Genomic DNA, 18808 nt, shown 5'->3' with positions numbered 1-18808 from the left:
AGAACTCTGTCAGGGTTCATTAAGTCATCTATTGCTGTACCTTCAGCTAAAAACTCTGGATTAGAAAGTATTTCAAACTTAAATTTACTTTCAGAATTTGATAAGATATCTTTTAATGCTTCAGCAGTTCTAACAGGTAAAGTAGATTTTTCAACAACAATTTTATCATTAACAGCAACTTCAGCAATCTGACGAGCACAAAGCTCAATATATTTTAAATCAGCCGCTTGACCTTTTCCTTTACCATAAGTTTTTGTAGGTGTATTTACAGAAATAAAGATCATATCTGCATCCTTAATACCTTGCTCAACATCGGTAGAGAAAAATAAATTTTTCCCTCTTGTCTGCCCTACTACTTCGGCTAAACCTGGTTCATAAATTGGTAATTTATCTAAATCTTCATGGTTCCAATCAGCTATTCTTTGAGCGTTAATATCTACTATGTTTACTTTAATATTTGGGTTTTTTAATGCAATCACAGCCATTGTAGGTCCTCCTACATATCCAGCACCTATACAGCAAATGTTTTTGATTTCTTTCATTGTAATTTTATAATTGAAGTTTATTTTATCTGTTATTACTAAAAATTTTTAGAGAAAGGTTTTTATTTGGTAAATCATTTATTTTATTACTAATGAGTGTATAATTAATCGTTCTATCTATAGTATTCTCAACACTTTTTATTGCCTTCTGTAGATACTCTTCATTAATATCACCTTTGATTAATAAATCGATACTATTTGCATTTTTTCCTTCAGCTAGATCTCCAATAAGGTGAACCTCTTCTAAGTTTCCAATATTACTAAGGACTTTATCAATGATTGTATCTAGCCCAATATATTTAAGCATTATCGCTTGAATATCTCCAAATAATGGATGTTGAGTGTTTACTTTAAAGAACTTTTTATTTCCTTCAAAGAAAGATTCTAACATATTAGCTTCTTCTAATCGGTTTAGTTCAACACGAACGGCATTTGTCGATTCTGAAAATTCAGAGGCAAGACCTCTTAGGTAGGAGGTGTTTGCCGGGTTCAGAAAAAACTTTAGAAGAAGCTTGAGACGAGTTTTGGATGTAATTAATGCGTCTAGCACGATAATATTGATTCTAGTATATAGAAGGTAGAGTTTACTTCTAGATTCTATGTTTTTTGTAAATACTTTGAAAAAGGGAATGAAGAAAGATAAGAAGTGATTTAGATTGATGATATACTCAATTAAACATGGCTTCGCCACGTCAGTCACAATATTAATTTTATGACTGCTGCACCTTTCTTTGCCTTACAAAGATGTAATGAGTAAAAATTTTACACAATCATTAATGAGTATTATTTTTACTCAAATTTGTAAATGATTGAAAATGAATTATTTGTATAATATGTGTAAATGTTACGATATATTGATTCTGTAGTATGCAAAAGTAATTTTGGAGTTTGATTGTTGTTGAACTCAATAAATAGATGGAGTTTGTGATCCTTCCGAAAGGTGTATTCTAAAATCCTTAATAACACTATTATCCAATTTTGTCAATATCTTTTCTTTGACATACCAATTTTAACTCTAATTCTGGTAATATTAATTGAACTTCTTTTTTTCTGATTTTAAGAATATCAGCTTCTATTCCAGTAAATGAACCAGAACGAACAAGTACTTTGTCTCCTTCACTTAATGGAGAACTGAATATTTCTTCATTTTCACCGATTTCTCCCATAAATCGCTTAAAAGCTAGTATTTGCGGTTCTTTAATAACTGCAGGTTTCCCTTGCCAAAAAATATACCTCACAGCACCAGGGTCTTTTAAGGCATCCCAACGTTTATGTTCTTCTATCTTAATAAAGCAATAGGAGGGGATTGCAGGAATAACGACTTTCTTTTTACGGTCGCTCCATTGACGAATGGTTGTATAGGTAGGGCAATACACTTCGAATCCATTTTTTTCTAGTCGGTCAGCAACCTTTTTTTCTGCTCTAGGTTTGGTGTAAATAGCTAACCATACTTTTTTGTGTTCTGAAGTCTGCATGTGTTTAGAGTAACCTTGATGAAAATTAATTAGTAAAGTTTGAGAATCGTCTTGATTTCATTTGCAAGTTACTAAATACGTTCTACTTTTTTCTGCTAATTCTAAAAAAGTGCTGTGAGATTCATACTGCCAATATGTACAGATTTATTATCGTTTGATTTTCTCCAATCATAATTTACTTTTAGTTGAAGGCCATTGAATAAAGTTTGAATCAAACTAATATTCCATTTGAGATTTTGTCCTACAGATAAGGCATCAAGCATTTCGTAGCCTAAGGCTGAGTTTTCTTCACCTGAATAGTCTTGATAAATCATAGAAAACTTACTACTAATAGTAAATAATGCTGCCTTACTCCACTTTCCTTCAAATGCGACTTCTTGAATATTGGAAGTTTGTTGAATAGACTCTGAGTTGTTTTCTTCACCCAGTTTCTTTTTTAATGAATAAGAAAGATTAAATCTCATAAAAACAGAAGGTTGAAAGGCTATGATAGGAGTAGCAATTTGCTCTGTAATTTTATAGTTTCTGTCATCTAGGTAGTCAGAGCCTGAATTTATATTTCTTTGAGTTCCCTCTAATTTACAGGTGACTTTTCGTCCTAAATTAACTCTACCACTTAATGTATATCTTTGATCTTGCCTATTTTCTCGTCCTTGAGTTAATAGTTGTTGGTTTTCAAGGATAACAACTCTAAAGTCAGCACCATAAATGGGGTTGCTTCGATTAAAGAATAATGTATTACGAAGAGAATACTTGTAGGTTAATAAGTCTTCAGTTGTTGTCGTACTTAGAAATGGTAAGTACCTACCAGAAATATCATCTGACGTAGATTTTTTTTCCACTAGGATAGAGCTATTGTTTGAAAACCTCGACACTAAATGTCGAAACCCATTCAATTTTTTCCATTTTCTCGGGGAGGCTAAATTAAGTCGTAAATTTAAAGAAGAGCGATAGGCGGGTACGTATTCATCGGTTGGAGTATAAAAGCGAGCATATTGTCTTTCGTCTGGGTTTTGAGCTAAGAAAAACTCATTTAAATCTTTTATTCCATCTCCGTTAAGATCTCTCCAGGTATGAGTTCCTTTTCCATCTTCAACGCGAATGTAAACAAATTCCTTTTCAAGTTCCCTTGAGGACGAAACAGTATAAGTACCATTAAATTTACCTATTCCATTACCAAATTTTAGACTGCCATTCATTCTTCCTTGTAGACTTTCTTCATTTTGAGGAGTAGTATTAAAATAGTCTTTCCATTTTCTATATGTGATATCAGTCGAAATATTTCCCTTTCGCCCTTTTTGCCCAATAGAGAAATTATACGTGTCTGTAATCGTTTTTATTTTTAGTTCACCATTTTGTGGAGCTTTATCTTCTCTGTGTTTATAACCTAATTGGTAATTCCAATGTAAACTATCTCCCTGTTTCAGGTAGGCAAAATGTTCGGTATAATTTATCCATGTGGTAGCCACCGAATCTGTTGCCTGTACTTTGGTTGACTGTTGATCTAAGTTATATTGATATCCCGGTGTAATGTATGGTGATTTATAAAAAACTTCACTTGATAGTTTTTTCCAATCGGAATGTTCATTACTCATGAGTAATTGGGCATTCATTAAATAAGCATTCGTATTAAAATGAAGTTGATTAAGGTTGTACTTGAGTTGAAAGTTATGTTGTTGACCATTCACAACACTGTCTTTATCTCGTAATGCAATGGAATAAGCTATTTTTCTATCTTTATTTTGATAGATTTCAAAACCTGAAGTGATATAGATTTCTTCAGATGATGGGATGCTATCGTAGTATATTGACCAATTCCTATCAAATTCAATAGGCCTAAAACGGTCAATACTTTTAAAATTCTCATCTAAATACATTAATTCAGCAAAAGAAGAAATTTTCCAATTCTTATTTAAAACTCTATCAGTTGATTTAATGCCAATATTAGCAGCTGCACCAAAATCATCCTCATCATTTAGATCTGAAAATAGATTATTATCTTGATGAGAGAACGCACCTTCAATTTTTATTTCTTCATGTGTAGAAAGGTGGAGTTTTCCGCCCATTGTTATCATTCTTTTTTGATTGGGGGCAACAAGTTTTCTTATTGGTAGATAACGTCCTTGCGGAATGCCATTGATAGGAGAAACCCATTGGTACACTCTACCAAAGGCTGTGACTTCATCTAAAATATAGTCGCCTTTTCCTTGCCCCACATCAGTAAAACCAACTTGATAGAAGGAGTTGTCACTTGAATTAGCCAATCTGAAACAAATTGCAGGAGAACCATTTGCTGTTACCGTGTCTACTTTTGTATACAACACTCTATTAGGATCAAAAAAGGAAACAGTATCATATGATGGTGCATATGCATATTGTAAACTATCGCCAATTGAAGAGAGTATTTGTTTGTCTTCATCTGATAAACTGTAAAAAAGACTGCTATTTCTATCATCTTTTTCTTGATAATATTGAAACAGGGTTTCCCAATTTTTGCCCTTTATGTGATTTGAAGCTTCTAAAATACTTCGGCTGTAATATTGAACAGCATATTCGTAATCAATACGTATTCTTGAATATTGAGTGATTACAATTTTTTCAGTAAAGGTGATTTCAGATAGGTTATAATCAATAGTATAGTCTTTGTCAAATCCTCTTTCTAAAAGTTGTCCATCTATGAAAACTCTTTCAGAGTTGGCAATAATCACAATATTTGTTTCTCCATTTGGCCCTGAAAGTCGATATGGACCAATTACACCATCAATAGGAGGAATATTTGCAGAATAAAATTGACCTTTTGCTACTGATAGTCCCACTTTAGTCGAGGATTGTATTTTACTACTGTCATTTCCAGTATATATCGAAGCTTGAACCCCTTGTACATTCTTATTGTATCTCAAGAATGTGTTTTCATCATTTTTCATGACAATATCACCAGCTTCTACTTTAGCATGTTTATGTTCTAATGCGATATATACTTTATCAAAATCTTGTATTTGTTGTGTATTTCCTTCTGGTTGAAAAGGTATGTCTTGATCCGTTAATGTTGCAGTTAAACGTACGTCTTCAGTAATATTGCCTTGTAGCTGTAAATTCATGGCAGAGTTGACAAATACATCTTGATTGTTGCCCATAGAAAGTCCACGAGTCAAGGAACCTGTTTTTTCTATGTTTGGAGCATAAAACAACTCTTGCTTTTGGTTTTTCTTCTCTACTTTTTGAATATATGAGTCTTGGTAATTATTTATCCCATATCCACCTTGTTGATAAGTTTCAAATGAACGGTGTTCCGTCTGTTTTAGAGAAGAAGGTAATGTTCTATAAGCTATTTTTATTAGTTCATCATTAGATAAGGTGTCTTTTGAAGCATAATCAATAAATATCAATTTATTAGTCTTAGTGATTTTTGGTTGAATATTCTTAATAGAACTAGTTAACACCTGAATACTCTCAGGAATGATGATTTCATGATCAAAAATAAACCCATAAGCAGGAACCCACTTTTCCTTATAAGAGGTGTTTTGAGCCATTAATTTGGCACTTAAAAAAAATAGACTAAAAAAAAATAAGTTTCTCACGAATTGAAGTGGGTTGTTTAAGTAAAGATAGTTAAACTGAAATAATATTAATCTAGTATTTAATAAGCAATTGATTCTGTCATGAAAACCATTTTGTTTAATATGATGAAAAGGGTTATCATTCCTCAAGAATGGAAAATACCATAAATGTACTTCAGATTATGTTTATATGTTGTTGATTTATTGTCTAGTTAAAGATTTTCAATCTATTGTAATTCAAAATAACCCTTAATAGATCCAACCAAAAGACAACCTAATAAGTATTTTAAATTGAGCGTTTTGGCTCGAAATCAATTTATTCTACCTAATTTTTTATGCTTATTCAATTTATACCTATTTACCCATTTTGCATTTCTATTACTTAATAGAGTGTGTTTTTTGCTAATGATAACATTAATATGTTTAGAAGTATATCAATTATGAATTTTTATTCATCGATTAATGTTACATAAATTTTATTATTTAAAGATACAGTTGTTTTTCTCTCATATTAGGCCTTATTTTACCATTTGTTTGAAATGCATAAGTTTTATGCTACTGTATTAGATTTTTTGATCTGAGCTTTTTTTGCTCGTAACTTAAATAGTTTTGAAATATATAAGACTTTTAAATTTTCTATTCTTTTCCTTAATACTAGGAGGCTGTGTATCCAATAAAAAAATATCTTATTTAAAACATGAAGGTGAGATTAAGGAAGAAATTACCTATGACTCCGTATATAGAAGTGTAGAAAGTGTTCCAGTAGCATTGAACAAAATAAGACCTTTTGATCAGATACTTGTAGAAGTAAAAACGGTTACTCCTCCTGAGTATAACCCATTTGCATATGTTGAAGCTATTGGAGGTAGTAGTATTGCAAATATTCAAAATCCAGATCAAGGAAGTGTATTAGGATATACAGTAGATGAAAAGGGATTTGTTGATTTACCTCTAATAGGATCTGTAGAGTTAGGAGGGCTTACATTTACAGAAGGTGAAGCAAAATTACGAGGCATTTTAAAAAATATGATGGATGAGCCTTCAGTGAGAATAAAACTATTAAACTTTAGATTTACAGTACTAGGAGAGGCTGAAAGACCTGGGACTTATGGTACTTATTCAAGAGAAATATCCGTATTAGAAGGTATAGCAAGAGCTGGAGGAGTCAAAGAATTTGGTAATAGAGCCAAAATTAAACTTTTAAGAAAGAATGGTAATATAACAGAGACCGTCTACTTAAATCTTAATGATGAAAATTTTATGCAAAGCCCATACTACTATTTACAACAAGAGGATGTGATTGTAGTTCTTCCAATTGAAAGAAGACCAACTTTAGAATATGTTCAGAGGAATGTTTCTATTGTAGCTTCTATTACTGCAGCTCTTGTGTCAATCGTTACCCTTATTACAGTCAATCGTTAAAATGGAAAATTTTACTCAAAATAATCAAACACAATTCCAACAAGACCCAGAAGATAAAGCGATTAAAGACTTTAAGAAGTGGTTTTATTTATGTTTAGAAAACTGGAAGTGGATAGCACTTTCTGTAGGTATAGGTCTTTTTATATCAGTAGGTATTAGTATTTGGCAAACAAATCGCTGGTCGGTGTCAGCGGAACTTGTTAAAAAGTCTACAGAAGGAAAGGGAAGCTCTCAAGCAGATTTTATGTCTATGCTACCTATTGATGCTATGGGAGCAGAGTTTAGTAAATTAAATTTAGAGTATGAACAGAGGTATTTCACTTCTAGAGAAGTTCTATTAGACCTTGTCCATAATATGGATTTAAATATCCATTATTATGATAAAACATGGTTAAAGTCGGTTTCTTTGTATAACCTAAGACCCTATACCTTTTCATATGATGAAAAAAAGTCTAGTTGGGGGCCCTTTGATGGTATTTTAGAAATTGAAGAAATAAATAATACTCAATTTAAAATCCATGCTTCAGAAGATTCTATAGCTCACTATTTAAATGATAAAGTATTTACATTTAATAAGTCTCAAGAGGTAAAAGGCTTTTATTTTACGCTGAAAAAAGAAGATGTATCATTAAGTTCTTTTTCTGCTCCATATATTATGGTGAAGCAGCCATTGGCTGAGGTGAAAAACTTAAGACGTAAATTTAAGTTTAGTATTTTAGGTGAAAAAAATACAGATCTTCCATTAATTCAAATTAAAACAGAAGGACATATTCCTGCAAAAGAAATTGATTTGTTAGAGGAATTGGTCACTACTGTACAAGAAAAAGATATTCTTGACAAAAACTTTGCAACCAAACAATCTTCACAATTTATTAAGGACCAATTAGCTATCATTTCTGATTCGATGCAGTTGATTGCATCGGAAGTATATAAACTTAAGACATCGAATACAGAATTATCTGGTGGAGCTGAGTTGGTTTTCGAAAAAATCTATAAGTTAGATGAAAAAAGGAATGAATTAGAGCTAAGTATTCGTTACTGTGATTATCTATTAGAACAAATGGCTGATCAGAGTATGGATGAAGAAGTACTTATGCCAGAAGCCTATGGCATCTCAGGGACACAATTAACTGAGATGTTAAGTAAATACTCTGAATTAAAATTAGAGGATGAACTATCCAACCAACGTTTAAAAAAATCAATTCTTTATCAAGAAGAAGCTGTTGAAAGAGAAAAAGCATTAGTTTCTTTACAAGATAAAATTGCTGAAGCAGTTGGAAGTACAAAGAAAGCTTTAAAAATTCAGTTGGATGAATTGAATAAGGAACTGAAGAAATCAATAAGATCGACAAATACATTACTTTCAGAAGAAAAGACATTAAATGATTACCAAAGGCTTTTTGAAACTCATGAGCAATTGTATAAACTTCTTTTAGAGAAGCAGGCAGAGTATAATATTAGAGCGGCTAGTACAATTTCCGATTATACTATGTTATCTGTACCTGAGCCAAGTGAACTTCCAATTTTTCCAAAACGTAAGTTAAATGTATTAATTGGGTTGATCTTAGGATTGTCTTTGCCACTAGGGATATTATATGTTAAAGTATTATTTGATACTAAAATTAGAGAAGAGTCAGATATTGAAGACATTGTAGATGTTCCTTATTTAGGTAGCTTAGCCAGTATAGAGAATACTAAAAGCTTAATAGATCCATTAACACGATCATTAGTAGCGGAGAGTTATAGAAACCTACGTACCAATCTTCAGTTCTTAATTGGAGATAAAGAAAAATTTTCTGTAACATTTACATCTTCAATTTCTGGAGAAGGAAAGTCGATTACATCAAGTAATTTAGCTCAGTTCTATACTTCATTAGATAAAAAAGTATTATTAGTAGGAGCCGATTTACGTAAACCGGTTTTAAAACAGTATTTCCCGAGACAAAACGAAAATGTTGGTTTATCCAATTATTTAAGTTCAGGGAAAAATATTGAAGATTATATCCAAAAAACAGAAAACGAAGCTTTGGATGTATTATTGTCAGGCTCTATTCCACCAAACCCTACTGAATTGTTGCAAGGGAAAAAGATGAAAGAGTTGTCAGAGAGACTACAAGAAATTTATGATGTAGTGATTTATGACTCTGCACCGATCGGAATAGTTTCAGATAGTCGTAACCTAATGCAATATACTGATCTAGTTTGTTTTGGAGTACGCCAAGGATATACACCAAAAGCACAATTAGAGAAAACAATACTACCATTAACTAAGATGGATGATGTAAAGTTGGCATTATTTATGACAGATGTTAATATGCATAAGAAGGGTGGTTATCAGTACTCTTATTATGGAAAAGATTACATTTCTTACTTAGAAAAATAACATATTGCGATATATTTTAATAACTTTGCTATACTTTTAATAATCTAAGCTATAGCAAAGTTGTTTTTTGAATTTAACTACAAATAAATAACGGGTTATTGCTCTGTTTACAAAAATAAGCGGTCATGAAAAAATTTTTTTTACTTTTATCAATACTATTCTTCTTTCAATTAAGCTATGGTCAAAATCATAGAACTCTAAATTTAATTGAAAAGACTAATTACACTTTGATTGGTGGTAGTGTTGGTGGAGCCTATTACTCTGGAGGTTATGCTAACCAAGGTTTAAGCACAATTGATATCACAAGTTTAAAACCACAGATTAACGGTTATATTCAACATAAATTTGCTAGAAAGTGGCATTTTCGTTTTCAAGGAACATTTGCCATGTTAGGCTCAAAGGATAATAGAAATACTTCTGATACTCAGGGACAGAAAGCATTTAGAACATTACTTTTTGAATTTTCACCTATGATGGTATTAGATTTAGGGGTGGATAAAAAAGCAAAGTCAAAAGGAGCCTATAGAGGTAAAAAATCAAATCATTGGAATTGGTACTTAATGGCAGGTACAGGATTGTTTGCTGCTGATGTAAATAATTATGTTGGTGGTACATCAAGTACTAAAGTAGGAGGAACCTTAAATGGCGGTTTAGGAGTTCGCTATGCTATGAAAGAAAAGTGGATCCTAAATATGGATATGTTGTTTAGAATGTCTACAACTAATGGTCTAGATGGTCTTTCGGCTCAACCGCTTCCTGTAGACTTATATGCTACAGGTACAATTGGTGTAGCGTATCGTATTCCAGGTAGAAGATTTATGAGATAGTATTTATCTAAGTACTTATTAACAAAAGCCTATGAAGATAATTCATAGGCTTTTGTTTTTTTAGAAGTTTTTCTGAAGATAAAAATTAGTTTTTGCTGCTTTATAGGTATAGATAGTTTATTGTAACTATAGTGAAATAAAAGTGATCAATGTTAGAAGAATTATTTTCTGTTTTTTTATAAAATAGTTATCAAATATTTGTAAATATTAAAATCAACCTTTATTATTGTATTGTTGAACAAGGAACTGAAAACTAACTTGTTTTAAAAACTATTACTTTTTTTACAAACTTAAAATGAAACTATTATAAACTAAGAATTAAAACCAAACAGGATTAAGTGTCCGTTATTTGCATTGCTTACAATTCCCTTTAGCTTCAAGTTTATTATTATTTATTTAACCTTAAATGTAATTAAGGTCAAAGAATAATATAAAGAAAATAGATAGGATTATTTCCTATTACTAGAAGCAAACGTAATTCTAAATTGTCGTATGGAAAACGCTCCTTTTGCGTTCTATAGTCTCATTATTTTATATGAGTATGTATTATTATTGCCTTTTATTAGGTTGATGATTTATACTAATGGGTTTTCTGTATGTGCTTCACGATTCATAAATAAGTAAGTGCACATTTGGTGTATATGGCAGCTGAGTTTTCAGTTGCCATATCTTAAATGGAACTTAATTTTCAATTTTAAGCATGAAAATATGATAAACTTAGCTAAAAACTAAAACAAATTTCTAATAAATAAAAACTACTATTTTAGTAGTTTTTTTTTTTTATGAGGGTCTTGAAACTTTATATAACTTTATGATGGGTTAATTCTATGGAACAGAAAGGAGAACCTTTGTTATAATGATACCATAAAAAATAGGTCAGGTTTTATACAAAAAGAAACGCTCATTACTAATAAGCGTTTCTAAACAACATTATCGTCAAATGAATAGAGTGTGTATATATAATATTTTTATTTCTTTTGCATTGTTCAGTAGTATGACAACTCATATTAAGTAGTGGACAAAAAATATTCGAAAAAATTAAAAATATTTTCAAATGAGTGGAATATACCTCCATATCCCTTTTTGTAAGCAAGCATGTCATTATTGTGATTTCCATTTTAGTACATCTTTATACTTAAAATCTAGGTTGGTTGAAGCAATGTTAATAGAATTGGAATGGCAAAAACAATATTGTGATGAACCAATTGAAACTATATATTTTGGAGGTGGGACTCCATCTCTTTTATCAGAACGGGAATTGAATAAATTAATGGAGGTGATTTATAAAAACTATTCAATATCAGATAAGACTCTTGAGGTTACTTTAGAGGCAAACCCTGATGATATCAACTCAAGTAAATTAAAAGAACTGAAAAATATTGGTATAAATAGGTTAAGTATAGGGCTACAGTCTTTTCATGAAGAACATCTTAGGTTGATGAATAGGGCTCATAATGCCGAAGAAAGTCAAAAGTGTGTGAAGTTAGCTCAAGATCATGGTTTTGATAATCTTACAATTGATCTTATATATGGAATACCCTATAAAGACCATTCAGTCTGGTATGACGACCTAGCTACAGCAATCACTCTGAATGTTTCTCATATATCCTCTTATTGCCTTACTGTAGAAGATAAAACAGCTTTAGGGAACTGGGCAAAGAGAGGTAAATTTAAACCAGCAGAAGATGAATACGCCGCTGAACAATTTGAATATTTGGTTGATACACTCAAAAAAGAAGGTTTTGAACACTATGAAATATCAAATTTTGCAAAGCAAGGGTATTATTCAAAGCATAACAGTGCATATTGGAAAGGAAAACCATATGTTGGTATAGGACCAAGTGCCCACTCTTTTGATGGAAAGCAATCAAGACAGTTTAATGTAAGTAATAATCCTAAATACATAAAGTCAATTTTAGAAGAAGGCAAATTGAATTATGAAAAAGAAACGCTGAGTAGGGCTGATGGTATTAATGAATACCTATTAACAACATTACGCACAAGTTGGGGTTGTGATTTACAACATTTGAAAGAGGTGTATCGATTCGATTTAAAAAAGGAAAGAGAATCAATCCTTAAACAGATGGATGATAATGGATGGTTACTGTGGAAAGCTAATTATCTTGTCTTATCTGAAAAAGGAAAATTATTTGCCGATCAAATAGCAAGTGATTTATTCAAAGATGAATAATTATAAATACCACGTTTTCAATAAGTATTTTTTGTACTTTCGTTGTTTTAGTAACCTTACAATTTTAAATAATTATTTAAGTTAAATGTTCATTTTAAGATTATATATCATTTCCTTATTAACCCTATTATATTCTTGTTCTTCTCCTCAAAATGAAAAAAAGAATAATGAAACTGAGACATCTAAATCCTTGGAATTAGTAAGTAGTTCCTCTGCACAATGGACAGGAGTTGCCGTAAGTAAAAAAAATAGGATTTTTGTTAATTACCCGAAGTGGTCCGAGAATGTACCCGTTGCTGTGGCTGAAATAATAAATGGTAAACCTGTGCCTTACCCATCTGAAATGTGGAACACTGCTGGAGGTGTGACATCGTTCACAGCAGTACAAAGCGTGGTATGTGATGGTAGAAGTAGGTTGTGGGTGTTGGATACCAATAATCCTCAATTTAGAGGTGTATTAGAAGGTGGACCTGTGTTGTATGAATTTGATTTGAATACGAATGAATTACTGAGGTCTTATTCTTTTCCAAAGGAAACTTATTTTGAAGATTCTTATTTTAATGATGTCAGAATAGATATCACAAAAGAAGTGGCTTATATTACTGATTCTGGCCATGGAGGCATTATCACTTTAAATTTGATTACAGGAGAGGCTAAATTATTCTTTGAAAATAATAAGGCTGTAAAATATGAGACGAACCATTTGATTTGTGATGGTATCAAATGGGAAAATAAGGTGAACTCTGATGGAATTGCTTTAAGTCCGGATAATCAGTTCCTCTATTATATTGCCCTAACAGGACATACACTATATAGAATAAATACTAATTATTTGTGGGACGAAAAATTAACAAAAGCGGAAGTAGAAAAGCATATTGAAAAAGTGGCAAAAATACCTGCTACTGACGGAATGTTATTTGATAGAAACGGGAATTTATGGTTAGGTGGATTAGAAAGTAATAGTATTAACGTTTTCACAGCAAAAGGTGAATTGAAAACAGTTTTGAAGGGCTCTGAGATTCGATGGGCAGATTCTTTTGCAAAAAACCTAGATAGAGAAATATATTTTACAACTTCACAAATACATCTACCTGAAGATAAAAGAGGTCAATATGGATTGTATAAAATTTCTATGGATCTTCTGAAATAAGCACTAAGTAATTTCAACACCAAAGAAGACCATATCATCTATTTGGTGTTGATCTTTCATCCAATCTTTAAGAAATTCTTCAAATTGAATTTGTTGTTGAAATAATTGTTGATCTTGTATGGAAGATAAAAACTGAATTAGACGTTTATTACCTAATTTCTTATCTCTTGGTCCACCAAATTGATCTGTAATACCATCTGAATACATATAGTAGCGATCACCTTGACGTCTTGGAAAGTGATGGTTACTAAAAATCTTTTCTGCAATACTTGTATCACCAACAGGATTCCGATCACCTTTAAGCGATTCTAATTCTTTGTTATAATTACTTCGGATAAAACATCTCTTCGCACTAGAAATTATTACCTCATCTCTTTCTCTATCTTCTAGGAAAATTGTCATATCAATGCTGTCTCTATGACTTTCGGTTCTATTTTGACGAAGTAATCGGATGATCAAAGCATCCATAGTTTTTAGAATCTTTGCAGGGTCATGAACTTTTAAAACATTGATGGTCCTTTCCAATAAAGCAATACCAATTAAAGTCATAAATGCTCCGGGCACACCATGTCCTGTACAATCTCCAACGATTAAGAAGCTTTTTTTATTGACATGAGTTGTCCAATAAAAATCTCCTCCAACGAGATCTTTAGGTGAAAAGAACTTGAAATAGGATTTGATATTATCCTTTAATCGATGAGAACTAGGAAAAATGGACTTCTGAATATTCTGAGCATAATGAATACTGCTTAAGATTCGCTGGTGAGCCTTCTTGATTATATCAGCTTGAATTTGCTGTTTATGAAGGTTCTCATTTAAAGTTTGGGCAATATTTAGCTGTTCATTGATCAACGAAAGTTCTTCAATGTGCTCACTTAGTTCCTCATTTTGTTGAAGGATCTCATTTTTCTGGTCAATTATCTGCTCTTGGGCTTCTTCTAAGTCCATGAAGAGTTCAGCAATACGTACATTGGCATCAGCCAAGGCCATTTCACTTTCTTTTAATTGATGAATTTCTTGGTCCTTGTCCTTAATGATGTTCTCAAGTTCGATGATTTTTTTTCTTAGCTCATCGTTATTCATTCAGCGAGTTTATTTATTAGAAAGTTAGTGTGACATTTGATTCAGAAGCCTCTTCGATATATAAGGCTACACCACCAAACTCAACATCTTTTCTTACTTCATCTGTAGAAATACCCATCATTCCCATAGTCATCTGACATGCGATTAATTTAGCGCCCATCTCAACGGATAAATCAATAAGGTCAGGTAATGATTCAATGTTGTTTTCTCTCATCATCATTTTCATCATCTCTGTTCCTATACCCATCATGTTCAACCTTGAGATTGTAGTGGTTTTAGGAGTATCAGGTAACATCATTGTAATTAGTTTTTCTTTGATGTTTTTCCCTTTGTAAATACTTTTCTCTTTAAGAGCGTTAATACCCCATAAAGTGAAGAAAATAGTAACATCCATACCAAAACTAGCAGCTCCATTAGCAATAATAAATGCAGGAATCACTTGGTCTAGCTCAAAACTTGTGACTAACATGGTGATTTTTTCGGTAGGCTGTTTATTTATTGTAGTTAAAGAGTTTTGTAGAGATTCTAATTGTTCTTGAAATCCTTTTGTCTTCTCTTCAACTTTTGCTTCTACTAATTGATCTATGTACTCTTTAAGTTGTGGGTCGTTAAGTTGCATACGTTGAGAAATTAGATAATTCTTTATTTTATTTTTTCTATGATAGCTGTTTTTTCTTTTCCTTCTTCTGTAAACGAAATTAAACGCTGTCCGGTTTTACGGATCCAAGCTTCAACATCCGCTTTGAAAGCAGGGTCAGTCGCTACAACCTCTATTTTGTCACCATCAGATAGAGTCCTTATTGCTTTAGCAATTTTCACAATCGGCATTGGGCAATTCAAAGCTCTACAGTCAAGCTTTGTAATTTGAGATTCACTCATAAAATCGTGATTTGTTATTAATAGATTAAAAAATTCAAGAGTATATAACGAATTTATATAAAAAAGTGGAGATTTAGAAGACTATGTGCAAAGGAATTAAAAGTTTTTTATGCTATAAAATTGGATTTAAAACTAATGTTACAACGATCATTTCATTGGACTGAAAATAAAAAAAGAGCTAGATAAAAATCAAGTTGGTAACTTTTATCTAGCTCGTTTAAAGAAAAATTATTTTCAGATTTTAATTATAACTTTTCTTGAAATAACTTAAATATTCTTTTGTACTCATCAATCCAACTTGTGGTTTCTTTGAAGCCATGTGGTTCGATGGGGTATAAAGCCATTTCCCAATTTTCCTTCTTCAACTCAATTAAACGTTGAGACAATCTAATTACATCAGATACTTGAACATTGTTATCTACCATGCCATGTAAAATCAGTAAATCTCCCTCTAAGCCTTCTACAAAGTAAATGGGAGAGGATTGTTTATAAGCTTTAGGGTCAAGTGCAGGAGTATTTAGAATGTTAGAAGTATAAGGATGGTTGTAATGTGCCCAATCGGTAACAGAACGTATGGCAGCACCAACTTTAAATGTTTCACTTTCATTGAATAAGGCCATTAATGTGATAAAGCCACCATATGACCCTCCGTAAATACCAACTTTATTGGCATCAATACCTTGTTCTTTAATAAGGTACTTTGCTCCATCAACATGATCAGAAAGGTCTTTGCCTCCCATATGTCTATAAATTCCAGTTCTCCAGTCTCTACCATAACCTTCAGAAGCTCTGTAATCAATATCTAATACAGTATACCCGTTATCAACCAACATATTGTGGAACATAAATTCTCTATGATATGCACTCCACCATTTATGAGCATTTTGTAAATAACCAGCACCATGAACAAAGATTACTGCTTTATGCAGGTCTTTTTCTTTTGTTGGTCTATACAATCTTGCATGAACAGACTCACCATCTGAAGCTGGGAAAGTAATTACTTCAGGATCTCTCCAAGAGTAACTATCGAAAGCCTCAGATGTAGATTTTGTAATTTGAGTACTTTCTGCTCCTATCTTATTTTGTTGAAGATATAATTCCCAAGGTTTATTCGAATAGGAGAAGTGGTCCACAATGTATTTTTCATCTGGAGATAATAATGTTTCATGGTTACCAACAGCATTTGTAATTTTAACCAATTCTCCTCCTTCAATAGCAACTTTATATAAATGTCTTTCTGCAGGTCGTTCCTTATTCGCAGTTAGATAGAAGTTTTTCTTGTCTTTTGAAACCTTTGTGTCATAGATTTCATAATTGCCTTTTGTGATCTGCTTTTTCTCTTTTGTGTCTACATTGTAAGTATATACATGAGAAAATCCTGTCTTTTCAGATTGATACCAGAAAGTGTTTTCATTAATCCATTCGATAGGTTTGATCCAGAAATTCCAACCACTAATACCAGGTCCACCAATCCAAGCTTCATCATGTTGTCTGTCAATTTGTGCTACAGAACCATCATTTAAGTTGATTAAAGCAATCCATCTATCTTTATTGTCATAAGCCCTTATGTCTACAATTGCATGATTTGTATTAGGAGAAAAATGAGGAGGATGCATCACTACATCTCTCATCTTTTTACTATCTACTTTTCGATCATAGTCATTGTAGTAGGCAGGTACATCATAGATGCCTTCTAATGTAGAAAGATCAATTTTAATTACAGAATCAGTTGTTACATTGTAGATGTAATTCTCATATGTATCTTCTGGGCTACCTACTTTTGCTCTTGCATTTTGCATCTTAACGTAACCTGTACCTTCAACCCAAACAGGCATTTCTGTATTGTAATTACCTACAGAAGTACCTAATGAATATACTACAAAGTGGACGTCACCACTGATTCTTGCATTCCAAAGGTATTTTTTACCAAAGTAGACTTTCTTATTGGACGCTTTTGTTGTGCTTTTTTGATAATCACTTTTGGCAGCCTTTCTTTCTTCTCTTTCTCTGACAATTTCAAAAAGCTCTAATTGTTGATCATGAAGAAATTGGTTTTGTTCGGTTAAGCGACCTTTTTTAGGGGCATTACCTCTTACAAAGTTTGTGATTTGTTTGGTTGCTCCAGTCTCTTTATCCCATACAAAAATATTTATATCATTTTGATAGGCAATTTTTGATTCATCATCTAAGAAAGTGGCATTTTTCTCTTTCGAAGAGGTTGCTGTAAGCTGGAATGATGTCTCTTTTTTCAAATCATAAATAAAGATGTTTCCACCTTTCGTATATAATTTCTTTGTTCGGCTTTTATTCCAAACACCGTTATTACTTGGAAGGTCTTTTGCTTCTTCATTATCAACTTTTGAATATTTTTTTGACTTGATATCGAATTTATAAAGTTGATCGAAAGACTTGTTTTCTTTATCCCAATAGAAATAGACTGTCTTTGAGTCTTTAGCCCAGAACGGACTGTGTGGAGTTTTTCCAATGAAATTTTCGCCTCCCATTATATCATCCAATTGTAATACACTCTGATTTTCCTGAGCGATGGATGAAATATAAAGAGTTGAAAAAATAAATAATAAGATGAAATGTTTGTTCATAATATATTTAAGGGGTCTATTAAGTTTAGATTTATTGCTTTATGTAAACTCTCAGGGTTCTTTGAGATTATTTTCTTGAATTGGTGGTGATTTCGAAAGGGTAATATACTAGTTGGTTAATTGATAAGTGGCTTCAACATTGAATGTCATGGTATCTGTACGGACATTATTTCTCAGGTGAAACCTTGAAGTGATAATCACAGTATCTGATCTGAAAATTTCACCAATTAATCCTGATGAAGCACTTTCTAGATCCATATCTAATGTTTTGGGAGTAGAAGTTGTTGTGATATCATATAAATACCCAATTTTTACCTTTTTATCATGGAGGTCTTCTAGATAGACATCCACAGAATCTAAAATATATAATGTTGAGTCTGATGGGTAAATAGCACTGATTTGTATTCTACTGAAAGATCCATTTCTAATTTGATTGATATCAATAAAATTCTTCTGAATAACACTGTCTCTAGTATCAGAATATAATACTGGATTGCCTTCTGTCCATTCATCAGCCAAAGAAGGGATGTAAATTTCACTAGCAGTTGTGATCAATAAATCATTTATGGTGAGATCTTTGAGTTCCTTATCTAGTCCAAAGAAACTACATCCTCCTAGTAAAATTGAGGCGATTATGATGATATATGGTGTTTTTTCTTTAAAGAATTGCTGCATCTTAGTAATTTTGAGAATGAGACA

13 protein-coding genes and 1 pseudogene are annotated in these 18808 nt (G+C 31.9%); 5 read left to right on the top strand and 9 right to left on the bottom strand.

Annotation, left to right across the window (positions count from 1 at the left end; genetic code table 11):
- From QL232_RS21280 to QL232_RS21265, 4 genes and pseudogenes are all read right to left on the bottom strand, one after another.
- Nucleotides 1-542 (bottom strand): annotated as a pseudogene (locus QL232_RS21280) (nucleotide sugar dehydrogenase); the annotation flags it as partial.
- Between the two features lie 25 nt (nt 543-567).
- On the bottom strand, nt 568-1092 hold the full coding sequence (locus tag QL232_RS21275; RefSeq protein ID WP_281615681.1) for an ArsR family transcriptional regulator: 525 nt from the start codon (nt 1090-1092) through the stop codon (nt 568-570).
- 418 nt (nt 1093-1510) lie between these two features.
- A complete protein-coding gene (locus QL232_RS21270) occupies nt 1511-2017 on the bottom strand; it encodes a UpxY family transcription antiterminator (RefSeq protein ID WP_281615680.1) in 507 nt (168 codons plus the stop codon).
- A gap of 101 nt (nt 2018-2118) precedes the next feature.
- Nucleotides 2119-5547, bottom strand: a complete 3429-nt coding sequence (locus QL232_RS21265) for a hypothetical protein (RefSeq protein ID WP_281615679.1) — start codon at nt 5545-5547, stop codon at nt 2119-2121.
- Between the two features lie 636 nt (nt 5548-6183).
- Between QL232_RS21265 and QL232_RS21260 the strand changes: the two genes are divergently transcribed.
- The 5 genes from QL232_RS21260 to QL232_RS21240 all read left to right on the top strand — a co-directional run bounded on the left by QL232_RS21260 (nt 6184) and on the right by QL232_RS21240 (nt 13547).
- Entirely contained in the window at nt 6184-6996 is an 813-nt protein-coding gene (locus QL232_RS21260) for a polysaccharide biosynthesis/export family protein (protein ID WP_281615678.1), read from the top strand.
- Between the two features lies 1 nt (nt 6997).
- Nucleotides 6998-9379 carry a polysaccharide biosynthesis tyrosine autokinase gene (locus QL232_RS21255; RefSeq protein ID WP_281615677.1) on the top strand — a complete coding sequence of 794 codons (2382 nt, stop codon included), beginning with the start codon at nt 6998-7000 and terminating at the stop codon, nt 9377-9379.
- Nucleotides 9380-9504: 125 nt separating this feature from the next.
- The gene (locus QL232_RS21250) at nt 9505-10206 is read left to right on the top strand and encodes a hypothetical protein (RefSeq protein ID WP_168884981.1); all 702 of its coding nucleotides are present in this window, start codon (nt 9505-9507) and stop codon (nt 10204-10206) included.
- A 1054-nt stretch (nt 10207-11260) separates the two neighbouring features.
- A complete protein-coding gene (gene hemW, locus QL232_RS21245; protein ID WP_281615676.1) occupies nt 11261-12397 on the top strand; it encodes a radical SAM family heme chaperone HemW in 1137 nt (378 codons plus the stop codon).
- A gap of 85 nt (nt 12398-12482) precedes the next feature.
- Nucleotides 12483-13547, top strand: coding sequence for an L-dopachrome tautomerase-related protein (locus QL232_RS21240; protein ID WP_281615675.1), 1065 nt, complete (start codon nt 12483-12485; stop codon nt 13545-13547).
- Nucleotides 13548-13550: 3 nt separating this feature from the next.
- Here QL232_RS21240 and QL232_RS21235 read toward each other — a convergent pair whose 3' ends face one another.
- From QL232_RS21235 to QL232_RS21215, 5 genes are all read right to left on the bottom strand, one after another.
- Nucleotides 13551-14630 (bottom strand): SpoIIE family protein phosphatase, encoded by a 1080-nt coding sequence (locus QL232_RS21235; protein WP_281615674.1) that lies wholly within the window; start codon nt 14628-14630, stop codon nt 13551-13553.
- 16 nt (nt 14631-14646) lie between these two features.
- A complete protein-coding gene (locus QL232_RS21230) occupies nt 14647-15249 on the bottom strand; it encodes a DsrE/DsrF/DrsH-like family protein (RefSeq protein WP_168884977.1) in 603 nt (200 codons plus the stop codon).
- 23 nt (nt 15250-15272) lie between these two features.
- On the bottom strand, nt 15273-15509 hold the full coding sequence (locus QL232_RS21225; protein WP_168884976.1) for a sulfurtransferase TusA family protein: 237 nt from the start codon (nt 15507-15509) through the stop codon (nt 15273-15275).
- 245 nt (nt 15510-15754) lie between these two features.
- The gene (locus QL232_RS21220) at nt 15755-18109 is read right to left on the bottom strand and encodes a prolyl oligopeptidase family serine peptidase (RefSeq protein ID WP_281615673.1); all 2355 of its coding nucleotides are present in this window, start codon (nt 18107-18109) and stop codon (nt 15755-15757) included.
- 108 nt (nt 18110-18217) lie between these two features.
- On the bottom strand, nt 18218-18784 hold the full coding sequence (locus tag QL232_RS21215) for a hypothetical protein (protein ID WP_281615672.1): 567 nt from the start codon (nt 18782-18784) through the stop codon (nt 18218-18220).
- Between the last annotated feature and the right edge of the window lie 24 nt (nt 18785-18808).

It is taken from the genome of Flammeovirga sp. SubArs3 (genome assembly GCF_947387565.1).
In the GTDB taxonomy this organism is placed as follows: domain Bacteria; phylum Bacteroidota; class Bacteroidia; order Cytophagales; family Flammeovirgaceae; genus Flammeovirga; species Flammeovirga agarivorans.
The sequence above is the reverse complement of the archived record's forward strand: the minus strand, read 5'-3'. Positions and strand labels throughout refer to the sequence as shown.